This window comes from Shimia sp., assembly GCF_965227725.1.
In the GTDB taxonomy this organism is placed as follows: Bacteria; Pseudomonadota; Alphaproteobacteria; order Rhodobacterales; family Rhodobacteraceae; genus Shimia.
The window spans coordinates 1160577-1178727 of sequence record NZ_CBDDGH010000001.1 but is presented as its reverse complement, the minus strand read 5'-3'; the positions used below and the strand labels follow the sequence as shown (position 1 = coordinate 1178727).

The 18151-nt window shown below is 55.5% G+C and carries 20 protein-coding genes, 1 tRNA gene and 1 pseudogene; 11 read left to right on the top strand and 11 right to left on the bottom strand.

Annotation, left to right across the window (positions count from 1 at the left end; genetic code table 11):
- A partial coding sequence (locus ACO07T_RS05585) for an undecaprenyl-diphosphate phosphatase (protein WP_422048581.1) occupies nt 1-231 on the top strand: 231 nt, incomplete at its 5' end.
- A gap of 63 nt (nt 232-294) precedes the next feature.
- Here ACO07T_RS05585 and rpsT read toward each other — a convergent pair.
- From rpsT to fliF, 7 genes are all read right to left on the bottom strand, one after another.
- A complete protein-coding gene (gene rpsT, locus ACO07T_RS05580) occupies nt 295-558 on the bottom strand; it encodes a 30S ribosomal protein S20 (RefSeq protein ID WP_422048580.1) in 264 nt (87 codons plus the stop codon).
- Nucleotides 559-782: 224 nt separating this feature from the next.
- Nucleotides 783-859 (bottom strand) — tRNA-Pro (locus ACO07T_RS05575).
- Between the two features lie 57 nt (nt 860-916).
- Nucleotides 917-1876, bottom strand: coding sequence for a DMT family transporter (locus ACO07T_RS05570; RefSeq protein WP_422048579.1), 960 nt, complete (start codon nt 1874-1876; stop codon nt 917-919).
- Between the two features lie 89 nt (nt 1877-1965).
- Complete coding sequence (gene fliP / locus ACO07T_RS05565; RefSeq protein ID WP_422048578.1) at nt 1966-2703, bottom strand: flagellar type III secretion system pore protein FliP; 738 nt, start codon at nt 2701-2703, stop codon at nt 1966-1968.
- Nucleotides 2703-2984, bottom strand: a complete 282-nt coding sequence (locus ACO07T_RS05560; RefSeq protein ID WP_209058427.1) for a FliM/FliN family flagellar motor switch protein — start codon at nt 2982-2984, stop codon at nt 2703-2705. Before ACO07T_RS05560 ends, fliP begins: the two co-directional genes overlap by 1 nt.
- A complete protein-coding gene (locus ACO07T_RS05555; RefSeq protein WP_422048577.1) occupies nt 2977-3573 on the bottom strand; it encodes a hypothetical protein in 597 nt (198 codons plus the stop codon). Before ACO07T_RS05555 ends, ACO07T_RS05560 begins: the two co-directional genes overlap by 8 nt.
- On the bottom strand, nt 3573-5201 hold the full coding sequence (fliF, locus tag ACO07T_RS05550; RefSeq protein WP_247743750.1) for a flagellar basal-body MS-ring/collar protein FliF: 1629 nt from the start codon (nt 5199-5201) through the stop codon (nt 3573-3575). The genes ACO07T_RS05555 and fliF overlap by 1 nt, the downstream gene beginning before the upstream one ends.
- 141 nt (nt 5202-5342) lie before the next feature.
- Between fliF and ACO07T_RS05545 the strand changes: the two genes are divergently transcribed.
- The 10 genes and pseudogenes from ACO07T_RS05545 to ACO07T_RS05500 all read left to right on the top strand — a co-directional run bounded on the left by ACO07T_RS05545 (nt 5343) and on the right by ACO07T_RS05500 (nt 15591).
- Nucleotides 5343-5840 (top strand): flagellar basal body-associated FliL family protein, encoded by a 498-nt coding sequence (locus ACO07T_RS05545; protein ID WP_422048576.1) that lies wholly within the window; start codon nt 5343-5345, stop codon nt 5838-5840.
- 11 nt (nt 5841-5851) lie between these two features.
- Nucleotides 5852-6142 (top strand): annotated as a pseudogene (locus ACO07T_RS05540) (hypothetical protein); the annotation flags it as partial.
- 350 nt (nt 6143-6492) lie between these two features.
- Nucleotides 6493-7146 carry a MotE family protein gene (locus ACO07T_RS05535; RefSeq protein ID WP_422048575.1) on the top strand — a complete coding sequence of 218 codons (654 nt, stop codon included), beginning with the start codon at nt 6493-6495 and terminating at the stop codon, nt 7144-7146.
- Nucleotides 7147-7206: 60 nt separating this feature from the next.
- A complete protein-coding gene (motA, locus tag ACO07T_RS05530) occupies nt 7207-8076 on the top strand; it encodes a flagellar motor stator protein MotA (RefSeq protein ID WP_209058421.1) in 870 nt (289 codons plus the stop codon).
- Nucleotides 8073-10397 (top strand): hypothetical protein, encoded by a 2325-nt coding sequence (locus ACO07T_RS05525; protein ID WP_422048574.1) that lies wholly within the window; start codon nt 8073-8075, stop codon nt 10395-10397. Before motA ends, ACO07T_RS05525 begins: the two co-directional genes overlap by 4 nt.
- Nucleotides 10398-10740: 343 nt before the next feature.
- Complete coding sequence (locus tag ACO07T_RS05520; RefSeq protein ID WP_422048573.1) at nt 10741-11235, top strand: transglycosylase SLT domain-containing protein; 495 nt, start codon at nt 10741-10743, stop codon at nt 11233-11235.
- 63 nt (nt 11236-11298) lie between these two features.
- Entirely contained in the window at nt 11299-13323 is a 2025-nt protein-coding gene (flhA, locus tag ACO07T_RS05515) for a flagellar biosynthesis protein FlhA (protein ID WP_422048611.1), read from the top strand.
- A gap of 20 nt (nt 13324-13343) precedes the next feature.
- Entirely contained in the window at nt 13344-14096 is a 753-nt protein-coding gene (locus ACO07T_RS05510) for a flagellar biosynthetic protein FliR (protein WP_422048572.1), read from the top strand.
- The gene (locus tag ACO07T_RS05505; protein WP_422048571.1) at nt 14093-15184 is read left to right on the top strand and encodes an EscU/YscU/HrcU family type III secretion system export apparatus switch protein; all 1092 of its coding nucleotides are present in this window, start codon (nt 14093-14095) and stop codon (nt 15182-15184) included. The genes ACO07T_RS05510 and ACO07T_RS05505 overlap by 4 nt, the downstream gene beginning before the upstream one ends.
- The gene (locus ACO07T_RS05500; RefSeq protein WP_422048570.1) at nt 15181-15591 is read left to right on the top strand and encodes a hypothetical protein; all 411 of its coding nucleotides are present in this window, start codon (nt 15181-15183) and stop codon (nt 15589-15591) included. The genes ACO07T_RS05505 and ACO07T_RS05500 overlap by 4 nt, the downstream gene beginning before the upstream one ends.
- Before the next feature lie 69 nt (nt 15592-15660).
- Here the strand turns inward: ACO07T_RS05500 and ACO07T_RS05495 are convergent, their stop codons facing one another.
- From ACO07T_RS05495 to flgG, 4 genes are read right to left on the bottom strand one after another with little or no spacing between them, the layout of a single operon-like run.
- Nucleotides 15661-16179 (bottom strand): flagellar basal body-associated protein FliL, encoded by a 519-nt coding sequence (locus ACO07T_RS05495; protein WP_422048569.1) that lies wholly within the window; start codon nt 16177-16179, stop codon nt 15661-15663.
- Nucleotides 16180-16191: 12 nt separating this feature from the next.
- On the bottom strand, nt 16192-16926 hold the full coding sequence (flgH, locus tag ACO07T_RS05490; protein WP_209058407.1) for a flagellar basal body L-ring protein FlgH: 735 nt from the start codon (nt 16924-16926) through the stop codon (nt 16192-16194).
- A 9-nt stretch (nt 16927-16935) separates the two neighbouring features.
- Nucleotides 16936-17355, bottom strand: coding sequence for a flagellar basal body P-ring formation chaperone FlgA (gene flgA, locus ACO07T_RS05485; protein ID WP_209058406.1), 420 nt, complete (start codon nt 17353-17355; stop codon nt 16936-16938).
- Nucleotide 17356: 1 nt separating this feature from the next.
- On the bottom strand, nt 17357-18142 hold the full coding sequence (gene flgG, locus ACO07T_RS05480) for a flagellar basal-body rod protein FlgG (RefSeq protein ID WP_209058405.1): 786 nt from the start codon (nt 18140-18142) through the stop codon (nt 17357-17359).
- Between the last annotated feature and the right edge of the window lie 9 nt (nt 18143-18151).

The following is an 18151-nucleotide window of genomic DNA, read 5'->3' as shown; positions in this document are numbered from 1 at the left end:
ATGTCGATCCCCACCATCCTCGCGAGTGGCGCCCTGCTTTCCATCGACGTTGCAGCGCAGGCGGACGTGACGATCCTTCAGGATGGCGCACTCGCAGCGATCTTCTCATTCTTCGCGGCTCTGCTCGCCCTGATCCTTATGATGCGATTGCTCCGCACCGTCAGCTTCGCCCCCTATGTGATTTATCGGGTCATCCTTGGGATCTTGCTCCTCGGCTTTGCATACAGCTGACCGGCAGGCACAAAAAAACGCCGCTGAAACAGCGGCGCTTTCAGAATTCTTTAAAGCGAGAGCTTATGCCAGCGCTTTTACCCGAGATGCCAGACGGGACATCTTACGGGACGCAGTGTTCTTGTGATACACACCTTTGCTCACGCCACGCATCAGTTCTGGCTGAGCCGTGCGCAGAGCAGCAGTTGCCGCCGCTTTGTCACCGGATTCGATCGCTTCTTCCACTTTGCGCAGGAAGGTGCGGATGCGGGAGCGACGTGCTTTGTTAACTTCGAGACGGCGCTCGTTCTGACGGGCGCGTTTTTTTGCCTGGGGCGAATTTGCCATGATCTTGGACCTTTTTGGTTCGGTACGTTTGTAATGCGTGCCACGTCCGAACGGGCCTCTCTGTCAAAGAGAATCAGATCAAGCCTAAGCGGGCTGCACGCGCATGTATGGCGGAGCCTTATAAGGCTTTTGCAAAAACATGCAATGCCAAATCATCCAAAGACAAAGGAGACACAGGCACGCCTCGTCGCGCAGGTTCTACGGAATTTTGGCGAGTCAAAATTTGGTCGGAGTGAGAGGATTCGAACCTCCGACCCCTGCCTCCCGAAGACAGTGCTCTACCAGGCTGAGCTACACTCCGACCGTGCCGCGCGGCATAGTCGGTTCGATTTGCTTTGGCAAGGGCAACCACAGCCCTCTAGGGATCGGTCTTGTCTGTTCGCTCCGGTCGCCGCATGGCCGAACTGACGCGCAGACTGCCGGGAGAAATGCCTCGTGAGCGGGTCCGCAGCACGGGTGTTTGTTCCGAATTTCCGCCCATAGCTTCGCGCGCAATGATGAAAAGGCCGCTGGCCACGATAATTGCGGCACCAAGCAGTGTTGCCACATCAGGTGTCTCACCAAAAAACAAGGCACCAAAAATCATCGCCCAAATGATCTGAGAATACTGCATGGGCGCAACCAGCGCCGCTTCGCCAATCGTATAGGCATAAACCAGAAGCAAGGTCGCGCAGAAGCCAAAGAGAGACACAAACGCCATACTGCCAAGGTCTATCAGCGGCATCGGTTCATATACAAATACGAGAACCACCGACATCACGGCAACACTGCCCAAAAGCGGATAGAGCATGAGAACGACGCGCCGCTCTTCACGCCCGATTTTGCGGACGATAACAGACTGAAGAGCCGCACTCAGCGCAGTGATAATCGCCGCGGCATGACCGGAATTAAGTTCTGTCGCACCTGGGCGCACGACAATCATCACGCCTCCAAGACCAATGACGACAGCGAGCATCCGCCAGAGCCCAACTTTCTCCTTTAGGATTGGAATCGACATCAATGTGATGAGCAGAGGAGAAGAGAACAAAATCGCGTAGACCTGCGCCAATGGCAGGTTTGCAAAGGCGTAAAACCCGGCGGCAGGTGCAATAACAACGCACAAAGACCGCACAGCCACCCACCAAGGATGCACTGGGCGTAGATTTCCCTGCGTCGGGTCCCGCACCAACATCATTGTCACAAGTGGGAAAGAAAACAGGGAAGCAAAGAAAACGATCTGAAAGGGCGAATAGGTCGCGCCAAGATACTTTGCGACCACATCATGCGTAGAATAAAGCGCAAAGGCCAGAAGGGCCAAAAGGGTCGCCTTGAGGTTCATCGGAAATCTTCACCAGGTTTGCTGTGAGGCCACTGTCGGCGTTTGAGCGCAACGCTTCAAATGAAAAAGCGATGCGCTCAATAATCACCCTAGAAATAGCTGCGCACAAGGCTGCCTGCAATCAGGCTCCAGCCATCTGCAATCACAAAGAAGCTCAGCTTAAACGGCAATGACACGATTGCCGGTGGGACCATCATCATACCCATAGACATCAACACTGCTGCAACCACGAGGTCGATAATGAGGAAGGGCAGGAAGATCAGGAAACCAATCTGAAAAGCGCGCGCGATCTCAGAGAGCATGAAGCTTGGAACCAAGACAGACAACGGCGCGTCCGGCCCAGGAGCGACCTGTGCCGTATCAGGGCGTAATGCGGCGAGGTGCAAAAAGGTGTCTGGATCCAAGCGAGAGGACATAAACAGCCGGAAAGGTTCCGTGGTGCGTTGGAACGCCGTCTCGATATCTATCAATTCGTCCAGAAGCGGTTGCACGCCCGTCGTCCAAGCCTGCATGAACACTGGCTCCATCACGTAATACGTCAGGAACATGGCCAGTGAGACCATCATCATATTGGGGGGTGATTGCTGCAGTCCGATCGCCTGCCGCAGGATCGACAACACCGTCACAATGAACGGGAAACATGTCACCATGATCGCGATACCCGGCGCGAGGCTGAGTATCGTGATCAAAAGGAATAGCTGAATGCTGCGCGCCGTAAGCGATTCATCGTTCCCGATAGACAGCGATACATCCTGAGCGAATGCAGCATCAGCCTGAAAGAGAACGAAGATTAGCAGGGCGGCGGCGATAGAAGCCGCCTTACGCATCAGAGACCGCTTTCGAATTCTGCGACTTCGGTCAGGCGAACGGCCAGCTGACCTTCTTGGCCGCCCTCAAGCTCTTCCAGCTCGCCACGGGCAATCAGCTTATCCCCGACGTAAAGCTCCACTGGATCATCCACGCGCTTGTCCAGCGGAAGAACGGAGTTTTCATTCATATTCAGCAAATCACCAATCAGCGGCCGCGCCTTGCCAACAGAGATTGTGATCTCAACCGGCACGGAAGTAAACGGGTTGGCGGAATCGGGTTTCATCATTGGATCAGCCATTCTGGGCCTCCTTGCGGGTTTCATGTGTGAACGCTTTCAGAGCTTCGGCAACGGTGTCCAAAACTTCGCTCATATCCAGCAGTCGTTCGCGTTCTGCGAATTCGAATCTGATTTGACCTTCCCCTAGGCTCTCGTCTCGGACGACTTCGACGGGGAATTGTGGGGTTTCAGGCATGACATCAATAACCGGCTGAAACGCATCAGGGGCAGCGGACAAAACAACAGGAGTTTCGCTGCTTTCGCGCACGATCTCATTGAGTTGCTCCACAGCCAGCGCCCCAATGGCTTGGCGCGCCAGTTCCGGCAAAACGGTCATGATCGCTTTCTCGATAGTGGGCGCCATATCGGCGACGATGGCTTCGCGCGCCTCATGATATGTGAAAGACAAATCCTGAAGCTTGCGCTCAAGTTCCGCAGACATATTTGCGTGTTCTTCGGATTTCGCATTGATCGCGTCATCCCAACCCGCCTTGTAGCCTTGCTCAAAGCTTTCCAGCATCTCGTCTTCGTTGCCGATTGCTTCTTCAACAGGTGCGGGTTGCGGCTCAGCAATGCCACCAAAGTCTTCAAAAAGATGGGAGACCGACATTAGGCACGCTCCTCACGATCGTCCAACCAATGGCGCAGGATTTCCACGGTTTCTTCTTTGCGATCACTGATCAAGGACCGCAGACGTTCGGCCGCATCGGATTGTGACATGCCATCGCCTCCCATTGGCATATCTCCTCCAAGCGCAGGCAAGCCGCCAACTTCGCCACCCATGTCACCAATCGCCATCGGCATCCCCATGTCTCCACCCATGTCACCCATCATCGGAGCCATCGCCGGGAAACCATCGTCTCCATCAAGACCCGGCAACATCGGTGCCTCAGCCATTTCGTTCAGATCACCTGCTCCGGCGCCGCCGGCCAGCAGAGGACGAATGACGAACAGCCCAAGAACGAGCGCAACAATTGCGAGCACTGCTGTCTGGATGATGGACATCAAATCAAGCGTCATGCCTTTGAACATCGAGGATTCCGCGGAGGTCCCCATCGGCAATGCTGGCTGGAAAGTCATCGACTTCAGAGTGATGACATCGCCGCGCGCTTCGTCAAACCCGACTGCAGAGGCGACAAGCTCCCGCAATGCGCCCATTTCTTCCTCGGGGCGCGGGGTGACAATTGTCTCACCTTCAGGAGTTTCTGTCGTCGTTCCGTTCACAAGCACAGCGACGGTCATACGACGAATGGCACCTGGCTGACGCAAAATCTCACGCTGCGTCTCAGACACCTCATAGTTGATTCGCTCTCTGGTCTCGCGGTTCTGATTGGAAGAGCCGGACTCATTCCCAGCCGCATCTCCGTCAGGCAAGTTGGAAGCAACCGTCACCTGACCACTGGCGTTCTGAGAATCGGTGCTGCGTTCTTCGGTATCCGTGCTGATGGCCACCCGGCCGTTTGGATCAAAGATTCGCTCAGTGATAGACTCAGTCTCCGTCACTGTTTCAATGCTCACTTCAACCACAGCATTGCCAGGCCCGACACGCGCTTCAAGCAAGCGCTGAACAGCGAGACGTGTCTCTTCTTCGCGATTTTCGCCGACTTTGGTCGTTGTTTCCTCTGCAACGCCAACAAGACCACCGTTGCCATCAATGATTGCCACATCTTCCGGCGACAGGCCCGAAACGGCGGAAGCCACCAAGAATCGCAGGGCTTGCGCATGTTTTGTAGGCAGATCGCCCGCAGCGGTTGTGATTGTCACCGACGCAGAGGGTTTGATTTGGCGCTGAAACGGGTTTGAGGAGGCGTTCGCAATATGAACGCGCGCTTGGCTGATAAGCGGGCTAACCACGATGGTACGCGCAAGCTCACCTTCTTTGGCACGCCAGTATGCCGCATCAAACATTTGCGAAGTTGTGCCGAAGCCCGAAAGCGAATCGAGAAGTTCGTAGCCCTGCGTTGTGTTCGCTGGCAGCCCTTCGCTCGCAAGCGTCATGCGCAGTTCGTCACGTGCGGAAGAAGCCACATAGATTGAGCCTCCCCGCACCTCGTATACGGCGCCGCGCTGTTCCAGCGCCCGCACCACTTCACCTGCTGCGCCACTCTCAAGGCCGCTATAAAGCAGAGCCATTCCAGGTTTTGTTGCCACCCGCCCCAGGGAAAGTACTGTCGCAAACACTGCGACGGTGGCCAACACGACGATCACTTTCCGCCGCAAGTCCAACCCAGTCCACATATTCAATAATTGTTGCACGTCTTTACTCCGTGATGCCGCACCTTCTGCACGACCTTGAACAACTGTTTCCACGATCAGGCTTAACAATCGGTTAGTTTCTGTGTGGTTGAACTTGCAGGGACAAAGAATTTGGAACCTGCGATGACTGACGAAACTGTCGACACAGAGGAGACGCCAAAAAAGGCGTCAAAACTCCCTTTAATTATTGGGCTTGTGCTTGCTTTGGCAGGCGGAGGCGGCGGCTTCTTTGCCGTCTATTCAGGCATGATATTGGGAAGCGATTCTGCACCAGCGGCAGAAGAAGAATCGGTTGAGATGGATAAACCCGAAGCTCTCCCGGACATCACATATGTTGGTCTCGACCCGTTTGTCGTTTCACTGACATCTGGTGGTTCTGCTGACTATTTGCGGTTTCGCGCGCAGCTAGAGGTTCCCAGCGCACACCAAGAAGAAGTCGAACGCGTTCTCCCACGGGTCGTTGATGTCCTTAACGGATATCTCCGCGCGCTTAGCCCTTCCGACATCGAATCGCCCGATGCCTTGGTGAAGCTGCGCTCTCAGATGTTGCGCCGTGTCCAAATTGTAACTGGCCAAGAGCGGGTTTCCGACCTTTTGGTCATGGAATTCGTGCTGAATTAAGGAGTGCCGAGATGGATTTGATTGCAGATATCTTACTGGTCGCGGGTGCTCTTGGTGCAGGGCTTTATTGCTATGTGCTCGCACGCAGACTTGCGAAATTTAATGACCTTGAAACCGGTGTAGGTGGTGCGGTCGCTGTCTTGTCCGCGCAAGTTGACGACATGACACGCACCCTCAAGGCCGCTCAGCAGACCGCTGGGAAGTCGACAGAGCGACTTGAAACGCTGACCGAGCGCGCAGAAGGCGTTTCGAAGCGTTTGGAACTCATGCTGGCGTCAATGCATGACTTGCAGGACAGCGCCGCAGCGGATGCGGCCAAAGCTGAGGCAAAAGCCGCAGAAGAAGCTCTGCGAAAAGAGCTTGAAGCAGCTGCCAAGCGCAAAGCTGAAGACGCAGAACAAGATGATGATGACGAGCTGACGGATGAAGATCTCCTCGACCAAGAGTTCGAGATTGATTTCGAAGCCGAAGAAGAAGAACGCCTGCGTCGTCGCGAGAAAAAGAAAGCCAAACGCAAGGCGAAGCGAAAAGCTGCAAAAGAGGCGGCTACGCAAACCAAAAAGAAAGGCAAATCGGGCAAGACAAACGCAGATGAGGGCACAAAAGCTGCCCCGGTCTTCACCCGTCACGTTGCTTAAACGGAGCGAAAGCAATGAAAAAGGCTCAGAAAAACGCGCCAGCCAAAGCTGGCGCTGCCGACAAAACCCGCAAGCCAAAAGCCAAAGGCAAAACGCCGCGCAAACAGGCCAAAGGCAGCCTGTTTATGATTGCGTCTTTCCTGGTTGCTTCTGCCACCTTGCGGGTGGGCGTGGGCGCAACAGAAGCGCTGGCACGCGAAGAGCCACTCCTTGATTCGCCTCAAATGGCGATGGCGGAACCGCAGGCCTGTGAGCATCCAGAAGATATGCGCAAGCTGATGTCCGTGTTTGAAGAACGCGAGGCACGCATCGCGAAGCAGGAAGCCGAGATCAAGAATCGCCTGCAGGCGCTCAATATCGCAGACGCCGAAGTTTCGCGCAAAATGGCGGCGCTTGAAGATGCTGAGAATCGCCTGCGCGACATGATTTCCATTGCCGAAACCGCGGCAGAAGACGATCTGACGCGCCTGACGCAGGTTTATGAAACCATGAAGCCCAAAAGCGTCGCTCTTCTCTTTGAAGAGATGGATCCACAGTTTGCTGCCGGCTTTATTGGCCGGATGAAGCCTGAGGCCGCTGCTGGAATCATGGCCGGCATGAAACCTGATGCCGCTTACACAATCAGCGTGATTTTGGCCGGACGGAACGCAAATTCGCCCACCGAATGAGACATTGTTAACCCGCTGCTGCGTATGGTCACCCAAGAAGGGTAAAAGGAGTTTGGACTCATGATCAGCATTATCGGCATCGCTGTCGTTTTCATCATGGTGTTAGGTGGCTACGTGCTTGCTGGCGGTAGCTTGGGACCAATCATGAAGGCGCTGCCCTTTGAGATGATCATCATCGGCGGCTCTGGTGTTGGTGCATTCTTGCTGTCCAACGACGGAGCGGCGGTAAAGCACACGCTGAAGGATCTCGGCAAAGTGTTTAAAGGGACCAAGTGGCAACCACAGGACTATCAAGATCTGCTCTGTCTGCTCTTTGAGCTCATACGACTTGCCCGAAAGAACCCCGTGGCGATCGAAGAGCATATTGAAAACCCGGAAGAATCTTCAATTTTCCAGAAGTACCCAAAAATCCAAGCGGATAAGGAATCCGTGAATCTGATCGCCGATACCCTGCGCTCTGCGTCGATGAACTATGATGATCCACATCAGGTTGAAGAGGTGCTTGAGAAGCGGATCGAAGCAAACTTTCACCATTCGATGCATTCCTCGCACGCACTCCAGTCCTTGGCAGATGCGTTGCCAGCTCTCGGAATTGTTGCGGCGGTTCTTGGTGTTATTAAGACGATGGGCTCGATCGACCAGCCACCAGAAGTGCTTGGTAAGATGATCGGTGGCGCTCTTGTGGGAACATTTCTTGGCGTTTTCCTTGCTTATGGTTTGGTTGGCCCATTTGCAGCCAAAATCAAAGGGATCGTGGAAGAAGACGCACACTTCCACCAGCTGATCCGCGAAGTTCTTATCGCGAACCTGCACAACCACTCGCCAAACATCTGCATCGAAGTCGGTCGACAGAACACACCTGGGCACAACCGCCCACAGTTTGCTGAACTTGAAGAAGCACTCAAAGAAGTGAAGAAGGAAGCGGCGTGAGACCACTACTCCTGTCCATTCCGTTGGCCTTTGTGGCCGCGACCGTTCAGGCTCAAGATGTGCCCTTCATCTCCGGGGAGCATGAAGATTTCACACGGCTGGTGGCAACCTTGCCATCCAGCGATACCGAGTGGACGATCGACCGGAATGGAAACACCTATCGCATCAAGATTGACGGCAATGATCTGAACCTCATCACTGATGACGTGTTCGACCGCATTCCCCGGACACGTCTCGCGGACATCAAGGCCAATGACCGTACGGGCGAAGTCGAGCTCACCCTGGCGTGTGATTGCCGGGTGGTATCGATCCCTTACAACGAACGCTATGTGATTTTTGACATTCGCGAAGATCTGTCAACTGAACCAGAGGATGTTCCGCAGATCCCGCTGTCATTTGGCGAAGCCGTGGAAACGGAAACACCGCAGCGGGTTTTCCGCTTCTCCGCACTTGAGGCGGCCAAACCGGTCCCCCTCGCGCCAGTTCCCGAAGAAGAGCCTGCACAATCACCGGACTTTTCCGGCCTTCTGGCGCTTGAGAACTTTGTGAACCGCAGCGTCCAAGTCACCACGCTGCGGCAAGACCTGATCAAACAGGTTGATCGCGCCGCGACGCAAAACCTGCTGAAATCCCAAGTTCCGATGCCGAAACCAAAACCGGCGCCGAAACCAATGGAACTGGCAGCTGGGCCGCAGTTCAAAACGCCAGAATCTGCCGGCCAAAATATGGATCACGTTCCGCCACAGGCCGCTGTCGGCCTAGATGGCCAGAATGTGAACATCGTCGCCTACAACGTAATTGACGAAGTGGGGCGGGATATTGCGGCCCTTCTGAGTGGTCAGGTTGGCGTTGGAACTTGTCTGCCGGACTCCGCCGTGAACATCGCTGACTGGAGCGGCGAAAAAACCTTCGTAGAAGAACTCGCAGATGTGCGCAGAAATCTGGTGGGCGAATTTGACCGCACCAATGAGAAAGCGCTGCAGCGGCTGGTAAAGCTCTACGTTCATTACACGTTTGGCGCCGAGGCCCAGCAAGTCCTCAAGCTTCTGCCCAACACAGGCGAAACCCGCATTCTACATGCCATGGCGCAGATCGTTGACGGTGATGCCCCCAAAGACAGTGACCACATGTTTGCCAAGCAAGGCCATTGCTCCGGTCACGTGGCTCTTTGGGCCGCCCTGTCCGGCGAGCGTCTCACCGGGGAAAGCGCGATCAATGGCGCAATGGATGGCTTGAATGTGCTACCACGCCATCTGCGCGACTATTTCGGGCCACGCCTGAGCAATCAGCTTGTTGAGCAGGGCGATACCGAAGCTGCGACCCTTGTGCTGAATGGCATTGAGCGCACCAACCCAATGCCGGGAACAAGCTTTGATTTTGCGCAAGCCAATCTTGATGCCGAGCTGGGCAACACCCACGCCGCAGATGCCACTCTGGAAGACATCGCCACTCAGAACACAGATCTCGCAACCCTAGCGATTGTTGAGCTGATCGACTCGCATGTCAAACAGGCCCTGCCTCCGTCGAATGACACCATTTCACTTGTCGGCGCGCTTGCGGTTGAACACAAATCCGGCGAGATGGGCCCTTCTTTGCGACGCGCCCATGCGCTCGCGCGGATGTTGGTGCATGAATTTGAACCAGCCTTTGAAATCGTTGCAGAGATCGAAGCGAAGGATGGTCCCGAACCTGCCGTTGAGGTGCGTAGTCGGCTGGCCAGCGCTGTAATCGAACACGCGCAAGATTTTGACATTGTCACCTTTGCGCTCGCGGAAGATCTGGCCGAACCTGGCAAGATTACCCCGGACACTGCGCTCGCCCTTGCTCAAAAGATGTTTGAAATGGGCTTTGTTGGGGAAACCAAACGTCTGCTGCAAGCCGCTCAGAACTCACATCAGAACGATGAAATGCGTTTGCTGAAAGCGCGCGTCGCTTTGGCCGATTCCCTACCCCGCCGTGCAGAAGCTGAATTGCTTGGCATGACTTCTGCAGACGCTGAACGCCTCCGAGCGCAAGCGCGTTCTCTGGTCGGCGATCATGAAATGGCAGCACAGATGCTCTCTGATCTTGGCGAAAACCAAAGTGCCGAAGAGCAGAATTGGCTTGGTGGAAATCTCGATGCCCTGGCATCGTCCGAAAACGAGGTCTATCGCCAGACAAGCGATATGATGATGAAAACGGACACTGAGGAAACTCAGGTGGACGAGGCCACACAAGGCATATTGGCGCGCAACCGTGGGCTGCTTGATGACAGTGCTGAAAGCCGCAACGTGCTTGGCGATTTGTTGGATTGGCATAGTCTGACCGAGCCTTCCTCTTAACCACGCTTACCAAATGTAAAGAAACGACCGATAGCTTGGCCTCAAACTGGGGCAGAAAGCTATCGGTATGAAAAAACAGAACGTTTTCAAAGCATTGTTGTGCCGTGTGCGCGACTCGCTTATGATAATCAGCGTCGGTGCGGCAAGCACGCTGATAAACCCTTTTTCGCAAGGGTCTCACGCCGCGCACGCCAGCACTGAAGAGGCTGAGACCTGCGACCGTGTCGCGCGAATCGTCTCTAATGAAACTGGCGTCCCACTTGACGTCCTTCGCGCCATCACCCGCACCGAAACCGGCCGCGCAAAAAACGGTGTTCTGACGCCGTGGCCTTGGACTGTGAACATGGAAGGCAAAGGCGTCTGGTTCAACTCACAGCGCGAAGCCCTGTCCTATGTTCAAAAGCACTTCGCAGCAGGCGCACGTAGCTTTGATGTGGGCTGCTTTCAGCTGAACTACCGGTGGCATGGCCAGCATTTTACCGACGTGACTCACATGTTCCAGCCCATCGCCAACGCGCGCTATGCGGCGGATTTCTTGTCACGCCTCTATGCTGAGATGCAGAATTGGGATGATGCCGCCGCGGCCTATCATTCCCGCACGCCCAAGTACGCAAAGAAATACAAAGCGCGCTTCAAGCGTATCATGGCGAACCTGCCTGATCCCGGGTCAATGCCGCTCGCGCCGGCCAAGCAAACCGAGCCCTTGGTGCAGACCGCCGCTGTTGCACGGGAAAACAATTTCCCGCTGCTTCAACGGGGCAGCAGCGCAGGTGCGATGGGATCACTCTTTCCTGGCAGCACTGGCTCCGCTCGCCCCTTCCTCGGTAACGGAGGCTAATTCGTGAATCCGCAAACTCTAAAGACCCTCTTCAGCCCGACCATTTTGCTGGCCTTGGCGCTGATGGCGATCATCGTAATGATGATTTTGCCAATGCCATCTTGGGTGCTGGATATCGGTCTGGCGGCGTCGTTTGCGCTCGCCATTTTGATTTTTACCGTCACGCTGTTTATTGAGCGTCCGTTGGATTTCTCCGCGTTTCCAACAATTTTGCTCGCATCCCTGATGCTGCGCCTGTCGCTCAACGTGTCTTCAACCAAGTTGATCATTGGTCAGGGACACACAGGCACAGGTGCAGCGGGCGACGTGATTGAAGGCTTCGCCAACTTCGTTATGGGCGGTAGCGTCTTCTTGGGCCTTGTTGTCTTCTGTGTCCTGTTGATCGTGAACTTCATGGTCATCAACAAAGGCGCCACACGTATGGCCGAAGTCGGCGCGCGTTTTGCCTTGGACGGTATGCCGGGTAAGCAGCTTGCGATTGACAGCGACATGTCCGCTGGCGCGATCGACCACGCTGAAGCAAAGGCCCGCCGTGAACGTGAACAGCAAGAAACCACTTTCTTCGGCTCTCTGGATGGTGCCTCAAAATTCGTGAAGGGGGACGCAGTCGCCGGCCTTCTGATCACCCTGCTCAACCTCGTGATGGGCTTGATCATGGGCGTCGCGATCCACGGCATGCCAATCGGTCAAGCGTTTGAGACCTACGCGATCCTGACTGTTGGCGACGGGCTGGTCACACAGATCCCTGCTGTGATCATCTCCATCGCCTCAGCGCTCCTGCTGGCGCGTGGTGGCACCACCGGTTCCACCGACCTGACACTGGTCAAACAGCTCGGCAACTACCCGCCCGCTTTGGCCACAGTGGCCGTCCTGATGGTGCTCTTTGCGCTTGTACCAGGCCTGCCCTTTGTTCCGTTTCTATTTGGCGGCGCGGTGCTCGGCGGGGCCGCCTATTATCTCTATAAGCACAAGGCACAAGAAGAAGAGGCTCCGCTCGAAGAAGAAGCCCCTGTTCTGCCGCGTGACAAGCCCATTGGCGATGTCTTGGATTTGGATGACATCCACGTCGAATTCGCCACGGATCTGGTCAATATGGTGCTGGATCCCGGCGCGGGTCTGGACGCCCGTATCACCAATATGCGGACCCATGTGGCCTCAACCTTCGGACTGATCCTGCCCGAGATCCGCCTCACCGATGAGCCCTCTCTGCCTAACGGCACCTACACCATCCGCATTCAGGGGGTAGAGCAGGTGCGCGACCGTCTGGAGCCGGAGAAAGTTCTGGCACTTGCTGGCGACACACCTGATGCGCTGCCCCTGGGCGAAGATGTTTCTGAACCGGTCTATGGCGCCCCCGCACGCTGGATCGACAGCAAAGCTCAGGAAGCCGCGGCGCTCTCCGGCATCACCATTGTGACGCCCGGGGAGGTTCTGGCCACGCACTTGCTAGAAACGATCAAGACCAACTTCGGCCGCTTGCTAACCTTTAAAGCACTGCGCCGCATTCTGGACGAGATGGTCAACCTGTCCGACCCTGCACGAGCAGATGCCAACCGCCGTATGATGGACGAGTTTGTACCCGATAAAGTGCCGCTGGATCTGTTGCATCGGATTTTGCGCATGCTGCTGGATGAACAGGTCTCCATTCGCAACATGCCGCTGATCCTCGAAGCGATTGCCGAAGCGAGACATGTCACCGTTATGCCGGATGCAATCTGCGAGAATGTGCGTCAGCGTCTTGGTTTCCAACTGATATCTGATCTGAAACGCGACGATGGAACCATTCCGTTGGTGCAGCTGGCACCCGAGTGGGAAGATACCTTTGCGACATATCAAGTCGATGGTGACGCTGGCAGTATGGATGTGGCGCTTCCACCGGATGTGTTCAACGCTCTCGCCCAGTCGATCGCTGATCGCATGAACGAGGCCGGCAACAGCGGTATTTTTGCAGCTCTGGTCACCTCAACGCGCCGCAGACGCTTTTTGCGAACAGTCTTGAGTGCGAAAGGCATTTCAAACCCCGTTCTGTCTTTTGAAGAAATCGGTTTGGATGCGCGTCCTTCTCTTGTTGGGGTTGTCGCCGCATGATGGAAAATGCGCTCGCGCTAATGAATTTGACGGAAACCATGCTCTGGCATGGTTTTCTCGTGTTTTTGCGGGTTGGCGCAGCGGTGTCTGTATTGCCGGCCTTTGGCGAAACCAGCGTCCCGCCGCGGATCAAGCTTGGCGTGGCTCTGGCATTCACCGCCATCATTGCCCCGGCAGTACCCGTCTTTGAAACCGTACCCCCCGGCGTTGGTGAAATCGCGAGGTATACCGCCACCGAAGGTCTGATCGGTCTGTTGATGGGCATTTCGGTACGCATGTTCGTCTTTGCCCTACAAACCGCAGGCACCATTGCAGGTCAATCCACCTCTCTGGCCCAATTGTTTGGCGGTGCTTCCGGTGAACCCTTGCCCGCCGTCGGCAACGTGCTGGCTCTTGGCGGCACCGCGCTTGCGGTGACCATGGGCCTACACGTCTATGTCGCGCAATTTCTCATCGGATCTTACATTCTGTTTCCGCCGGGCGTTTTCCCCGCGCGCGAGATCATGACCGAATGGGGCGTTCCTCAAGTTTCGTCCGCTTTTGCCATGGCGTTCCGACTGGCTGCACCCTTTGTGATCATTTCAGCGATCTACAATCTGATGCTCGGTGTTATCAACCGCGCCATGCCGCAGCTGATGGTGGCCTTTGTCGGTGCGCCACTCATCACGGCAGGCGGCCTGTTCCTTCTGTTTCTTGTCGCTCCAGCGCTCCTGGCGCTCTGGTGGGGGGCGCTCCAGGGTTTCATGATCAACCCGGTTGAGGGATTGAGATGAGCGGAGGCGGTCAGGACGACGACAGCGAAAAGTCCTTTGAGCCAACCCAGCAGAAGCTGGATCAGGCACGAAAAAAGGGTGAAATCGCAAAATCTGCCGATGTATCGGTCGCCGCAGGATATCTGGGTATCACACTGGCTTTTCTGGCTGTGGGTGCAGGCACCATCAAAGCGGCTGGAAATGGTCTGATGGTTCTTCTGGATCAGGCAGAATCCATCGCGCCGCTGGTTTTTGAAGGCAGTCCTTCCACGCCTATTGGCGGCATCATGCTGGAGATGATTTGGGCTGTGGCACCATGGTTCGTGATCCCGATGATCGCTGTGATCCTCAGCATCATCGCTCAGAACGCCTTTATCTTCGCCCCTTCAAAAATTCAGCCCAAGCTTTCAAAGATCAGCCCGATTTCGAATGCCAAAAACAAATTTGGGCGCAACGGACTCTTTGAATTTGCGAAAAGCTTCGCGAAGCTTGCGATCTACTCGATTTGCCTCGGTATCTTCTTGAACATACGGATGCCTGAAATGGCCTCCTCAATCCAGCTCGATGCAATCATGGTACCGGCTCTGCTTGGGCGGCTGATGCTCGAATTCTTGATGATCGTGATCATCGTCGCTGCCTCAATCGCAGCTGTGGATTATTTCTGGCAGCGCGCCGAGCACATCCGCAAAAATATGATGACCCGAAAAGAGATGACCGACGAGCAGAAAGAATCTGAGGGCGACCCGCATATGAAACAACAGCGCCGCCAGAAAGGTCAGGAAATCGCGATGAACCAGATGCTGGCGGACGTGCCGGAGGCAGATGTCATCATCGTTAACCCGACACATTATGCAGTTGCGCTCAAATGGTCGCGGCTCCCTGGCGAAGCACCGGTCTGCGTTGCCAAGGGCGTCGATGAAATCGCTGCGCGCATCAGAGAAAAGGCGCAAGAAGCCGCCATTCCAATCCACCGGGATCCTCCAACAGCGCGCGCATTGCATGCGATTGTAGAGATCGGTCAGGAAATTCCGGTTGAGCAATATGCGGCAGTGGCTGCAGCCATACGCTTTGCAGATGCCATGCGCCAACGCGCGAAAGGACGGGTATGAGCGACGATTTGAAAGAACTGAATGTGATCACTCAGGCGCGCTACCAAAAAGCACAGGCCGCCATGCAAGTCGTACAAGCAGAAGAAACAAAGCTGCGTGGCTTGCTCAATGACCTCACCGAGCAAGAAAAAAGCGGGCGCGAGACGATGCGCCATGACAGCGCCTTGCGTATGACGGGTGGCGATCTGGCATGGAACAACTGGATTGGCCGCAACCGCAAAATCTTGAACCACCAGCTCGCCAATGTCTTGGTTCGCAAGGAAATGGCGTTTCGGGAACTGCAAAAGCACTTCGGCAAAGCAGATGTCATGAAGACCTTGCTTGAAGATGCAGAAAGCAAACGCCGCCAAGCGCGGCAAACCGCGCTGATCGAAGCCGTGATGGAAACCAAGCTCAACTGCGGATAAAAAAACGCGCCAGAGCCATGGCTCGGCGCGTTCTTTTTGTCGTCGTGAGAAGGGAGAGTCCCTTACCTCTTACGACACGTCCTGGCGGGTAATTTGCACGATCAAAACGTCAGAAATCTCGTCGCCGTACACTTTTTGCGCCACCTCTACGAAGGTCTGGCGAAGCGGCTCAAGCTTGCTTGAGTTTGTGAAAGCGCCATTAAATCCGCCAATATTTGCGTGATCAAACATCGCTTGCAGCAACGCGCCGCGAATACGTGGCTCGGCCTGGAACACCCGCTCCGTGGCGCCGGAGTCAACTTCCAGCGTGAGTGTGATCAAGATCAGCGAGGTTACAGAACTGTCGTTCACGACCGGGATGATGAACTGGTCAACCAGTTCAACATATTCGCGCCCCTTTGGTGGGCCGTCAGCCTTCTCTTCCTTTTTCATTTCCTTTTTCATGTCGTGCTCGTCGGCGTGTTCGGCGCCGTCAGCCATCTCTGCATCCATAGCCGGAGGTTCCGGTGCCGGGCGCAGGGCAAGCCCTGCACCCACACCCGCGCCAACACCGACGAGCAACATGATGATTGGGAGAAGTTTTTTCATGGGAGACCTTGATCAGAATGGCAGCACAGCGTCGAGGACTTGCTGTCCAATGCGGGGTTGTTGCACGTCAGTGATCTGTCCGCGGCCACCGTAAGAGACACGCGCCGACGCGATTTTGTCAAAAGTGATCTCGTTTTTACGAGAAATATCGGCTGGTCGCACATATCCAGAAACCAGAAGCTCCCGCAGCTCAAAGTTCACACGGAGCTCCTGCGTACCCTGGATGGCAAGCACGCCATTTGGCAGCACATCTACGATTGTTGCGGCGACGCGGAGCGTGAGTTTTTCGCTACGTTTCACAGAGCCATCGCCGCTGCTGCTGCTTGTCGAAGTCAGATCCACCAAAGGATCCGTCGTCGCGCCGTCTGGCAGCCTGTCGTTGACACGCTGAGGAATGCCGATCAGCTGCGGAACACTCAGGCTTTCAGAGCCGCTGCGGTTACGCTCGGTTTCATTGTCGATTTCAGCTTCTTCATCTACCTCAATGACAACAGTCAGAATGTCGCCACGCTGCGCGGCTCGGCGGTCGCCAAGCAAGGACTGCTTATTGCCACTCCAAAGAGAGGCACTGTCAGAGCGGCGGGATACGTTGGTTTGAGCCGGCAGCGGTGGATTCATCATCGCATAGTGCTCTTGATTATTCGTAGTCGGCGTAAAGCTAGGCGCTTTGCCGATGTGATCCATACGCGCGCACCCAGAGATGGCCAGCGCTGAGATCACGAGAACTGCTGAAAAAAGACGCACCATTCTCTTCCTTTAGTTAGACACGTGGACGCTGCCGTCCGGCATTACAGTCCCTGTCACTGTTGACCGGGATCCAATATTCATGACGCGCAAAGCCTCTCCGGCACCTGCACGCGCCAAGGAGCGCCCTTCGGTTAGAATCTCGAGACCTCCCGAGTTGTACCTGAGGGTCACGATTTGGTTGCGCTCAACCAATGCCGGCGCACCAACATCGCCAAGTCGCACGGGGCGGCCGGGATAGATCGCTTTCCGTGCTTCGAGCCCGATGACGGCTTCAAGGTCAGAATGCACCCCGGCGACATCACCCTGTTTGAGACCAACAGCGTCGGCAGTGACGATGGTATTGGCTCGGATGGTTTGAGTCGCCACAACGATTTCAGCTGAAACCGGTGCCGCACAAACCAGAAGTAGAGCTGCAAGGATGCGTTTCATTTTATCTTACCTGCGCTGTGGCAGCCATCATCTGGTCGGCCGCGGTGATAACTTTGGCGTTCATTTCGTAACCACGTTGCGCCTCAATCAGCTCGGTCACCTCGCGTACAGCATCCACGGAGCTGTCTTCAAGGAAGCCCTGGCGAATGGTGCCCAGACCATCTTGACCGGGGTCGGATACGGCAGGAGCGCCGGACGCCTCGGTTTCAAGGAACAGGTTTCCACCAATCGCCTCGAGCCCTTTCGCATTTGAGAAATTGGCCAGAGAGAACTGCCCCAAAAGTTCCGCATCAGGGGAGTCGTTGAAATACGCGTAGACTTCACCATCACCGTTGATGGAAATGCTCCGCGCATCCTCTGGGATCGTGATCTGAGGCGCCACAGGGAAGCCATCGGATGTCACGATCAAACCGTCGGCACTGCGTTTCAGACCACCATCACGGGTATACGCAGACTGTCCGGAAGGCAGTGCCACCTCAAAATAGCCTTTGCCTTCGATGGCCACATCAAGGTCACCACCGGTGTTGGATAACGAGCCCTGTTCGAGCTGAACGGAAATCGCGGAAGGGCGCACACCTAGACCTACCTGCACACCCGTCGGCAGAACCGACCCATCAGAGGCGCTGATCGCACCAGCGCGCGACACTTGCTGGTAGTGCAGGTCGGCAAATTCAGCGCGACGTGCGTTGTAGCCAGTGGTCGACATGTTGGCGAGGTTGTTGGAAATGGTTTCGACACGCAGCTGCTGTGCGCTCATACCTGTGGCTGCAATCGTAAGGGCCCGCATGGCAAAATC

Coding starts and splice junctions, on each gene's coding strand:
- ACO07T_RS05520 (WP_422048573.1), top strand. CDS start 10,741: ATGGAAGGCAAAGGCGTCTGGTTCAACTCACAGCGCGAAGCCCTGTCC.
- motA (WP_209058421.1), top strand. CDS start 7,207: ATGATCAGCATTATCGGCATCGCTGTCGTTTTCATCATGGTGTTAGGT.
- ACO07T_RS05495 (WP_422048569.1), bottom strand. CDS start 16,179: ATGAAAAAACTTCTCCCAATCATCATGTTGCTCGTCGGTGTTGGCGCG.
- flgG (WP_209058405.1), bottom strand. CDS start 18,142: ATGCGGGCCCTTACGATTGCAGCCACAGGTATGAGCGCACAGCAGCTG.
- ACO07T_RS05570 (WP_422048579.1), bottom strand. CDS start 1,876: ATGAACCTCAAGGCGACCCTTTTGGCCCTTCTGGCCTTTGCGCTTTAT.
- rpsT (WP_422048580.1), bottom strand. CDS start 558: ATGGCAAATTCGCCCCAGGCAAAAAAACGCGCCCGTCAGAACGAGCGC.
- ACO07T_RS05545 (WP_422048576.1), top strand. CDS start 5,343: ATGACTGACGAAACTGTCGACACAGAGGAGACGCCAAAAAAGGCGTCA.
- flhA (WP_422048611.1), top strand. CDS start 11,299: ATGGCGATCATCGTAATGATGATTTTGCCAATGCCATCTTGGGTGCTG.
- ACO07T_RS05500 (WP_422048570.1), top strand. CDS start 15,181: ATGAGCGACGATTTGAAAGAACTGAATGTGATCACTCAGGCGCGCTAC.
- ACO07T_RS05555 (WP_422048577.1), bottom strand. CDS start 3,573: ATGTCGGTCTCCCATCTTTTTGAAGACTTTGGTGGCATTGCTGAGCCG.
- fliP (WP_422048578.1), bottom strand. CDS start 2,703: ATGCGTAAGGCGGCTTCTATCGCCGCCGCCCTGCTAATCTTCGTTCTC.
- flgH (WP_209058407.1), bottom strand. CDS start 16,926: ATGGTGCGTCTTTTTTCAGCAGTTCTCGTGATCTCAGCGCTGGCCATC.
- ACO07T_RS05560 (WP_209058427.1), bottom strand. CDS start 2,984: ATGGCTGATCCAATGATGAAACCCGATTCCGCCAACCCGTTTACTTCC.
- flgA (WP_209058406.1), bottom strand. CDS start 17,355: ATGAAACGCATCCTTGCAGCTCTACTTCTGGTTTGTGCGGCACCGGTT.
- ACO07T_RS05505 (WP_422048571.1), top strand. CDS start 14,093: ATGAGCGGAGGCGGTCAGGACGACGACAGCGAAAAGTCCTTTGAGCCA.
- ACO07T_RS05535 (WP_422048575.1), top strand. CDS start 6,493: ATGAAAAAGGCTCAGAAAAACGCGCCAGCCAAAGCTGGCGCTGCCGAC.
- fliF (WP_247743750.1), bottom strand. CDS start 5,201: ATGTGGACTGGGTTGGACTTGCGGCGGAAAGTGATCGTCGTGTTGGCC.
- ACO07T_RS05510 (WP_422048572.1), top strand. CDS start 13,344: ATGAATTTGACGGAAACCATGCTCTGGCATGGTTTTCTCGTGTTTTTG.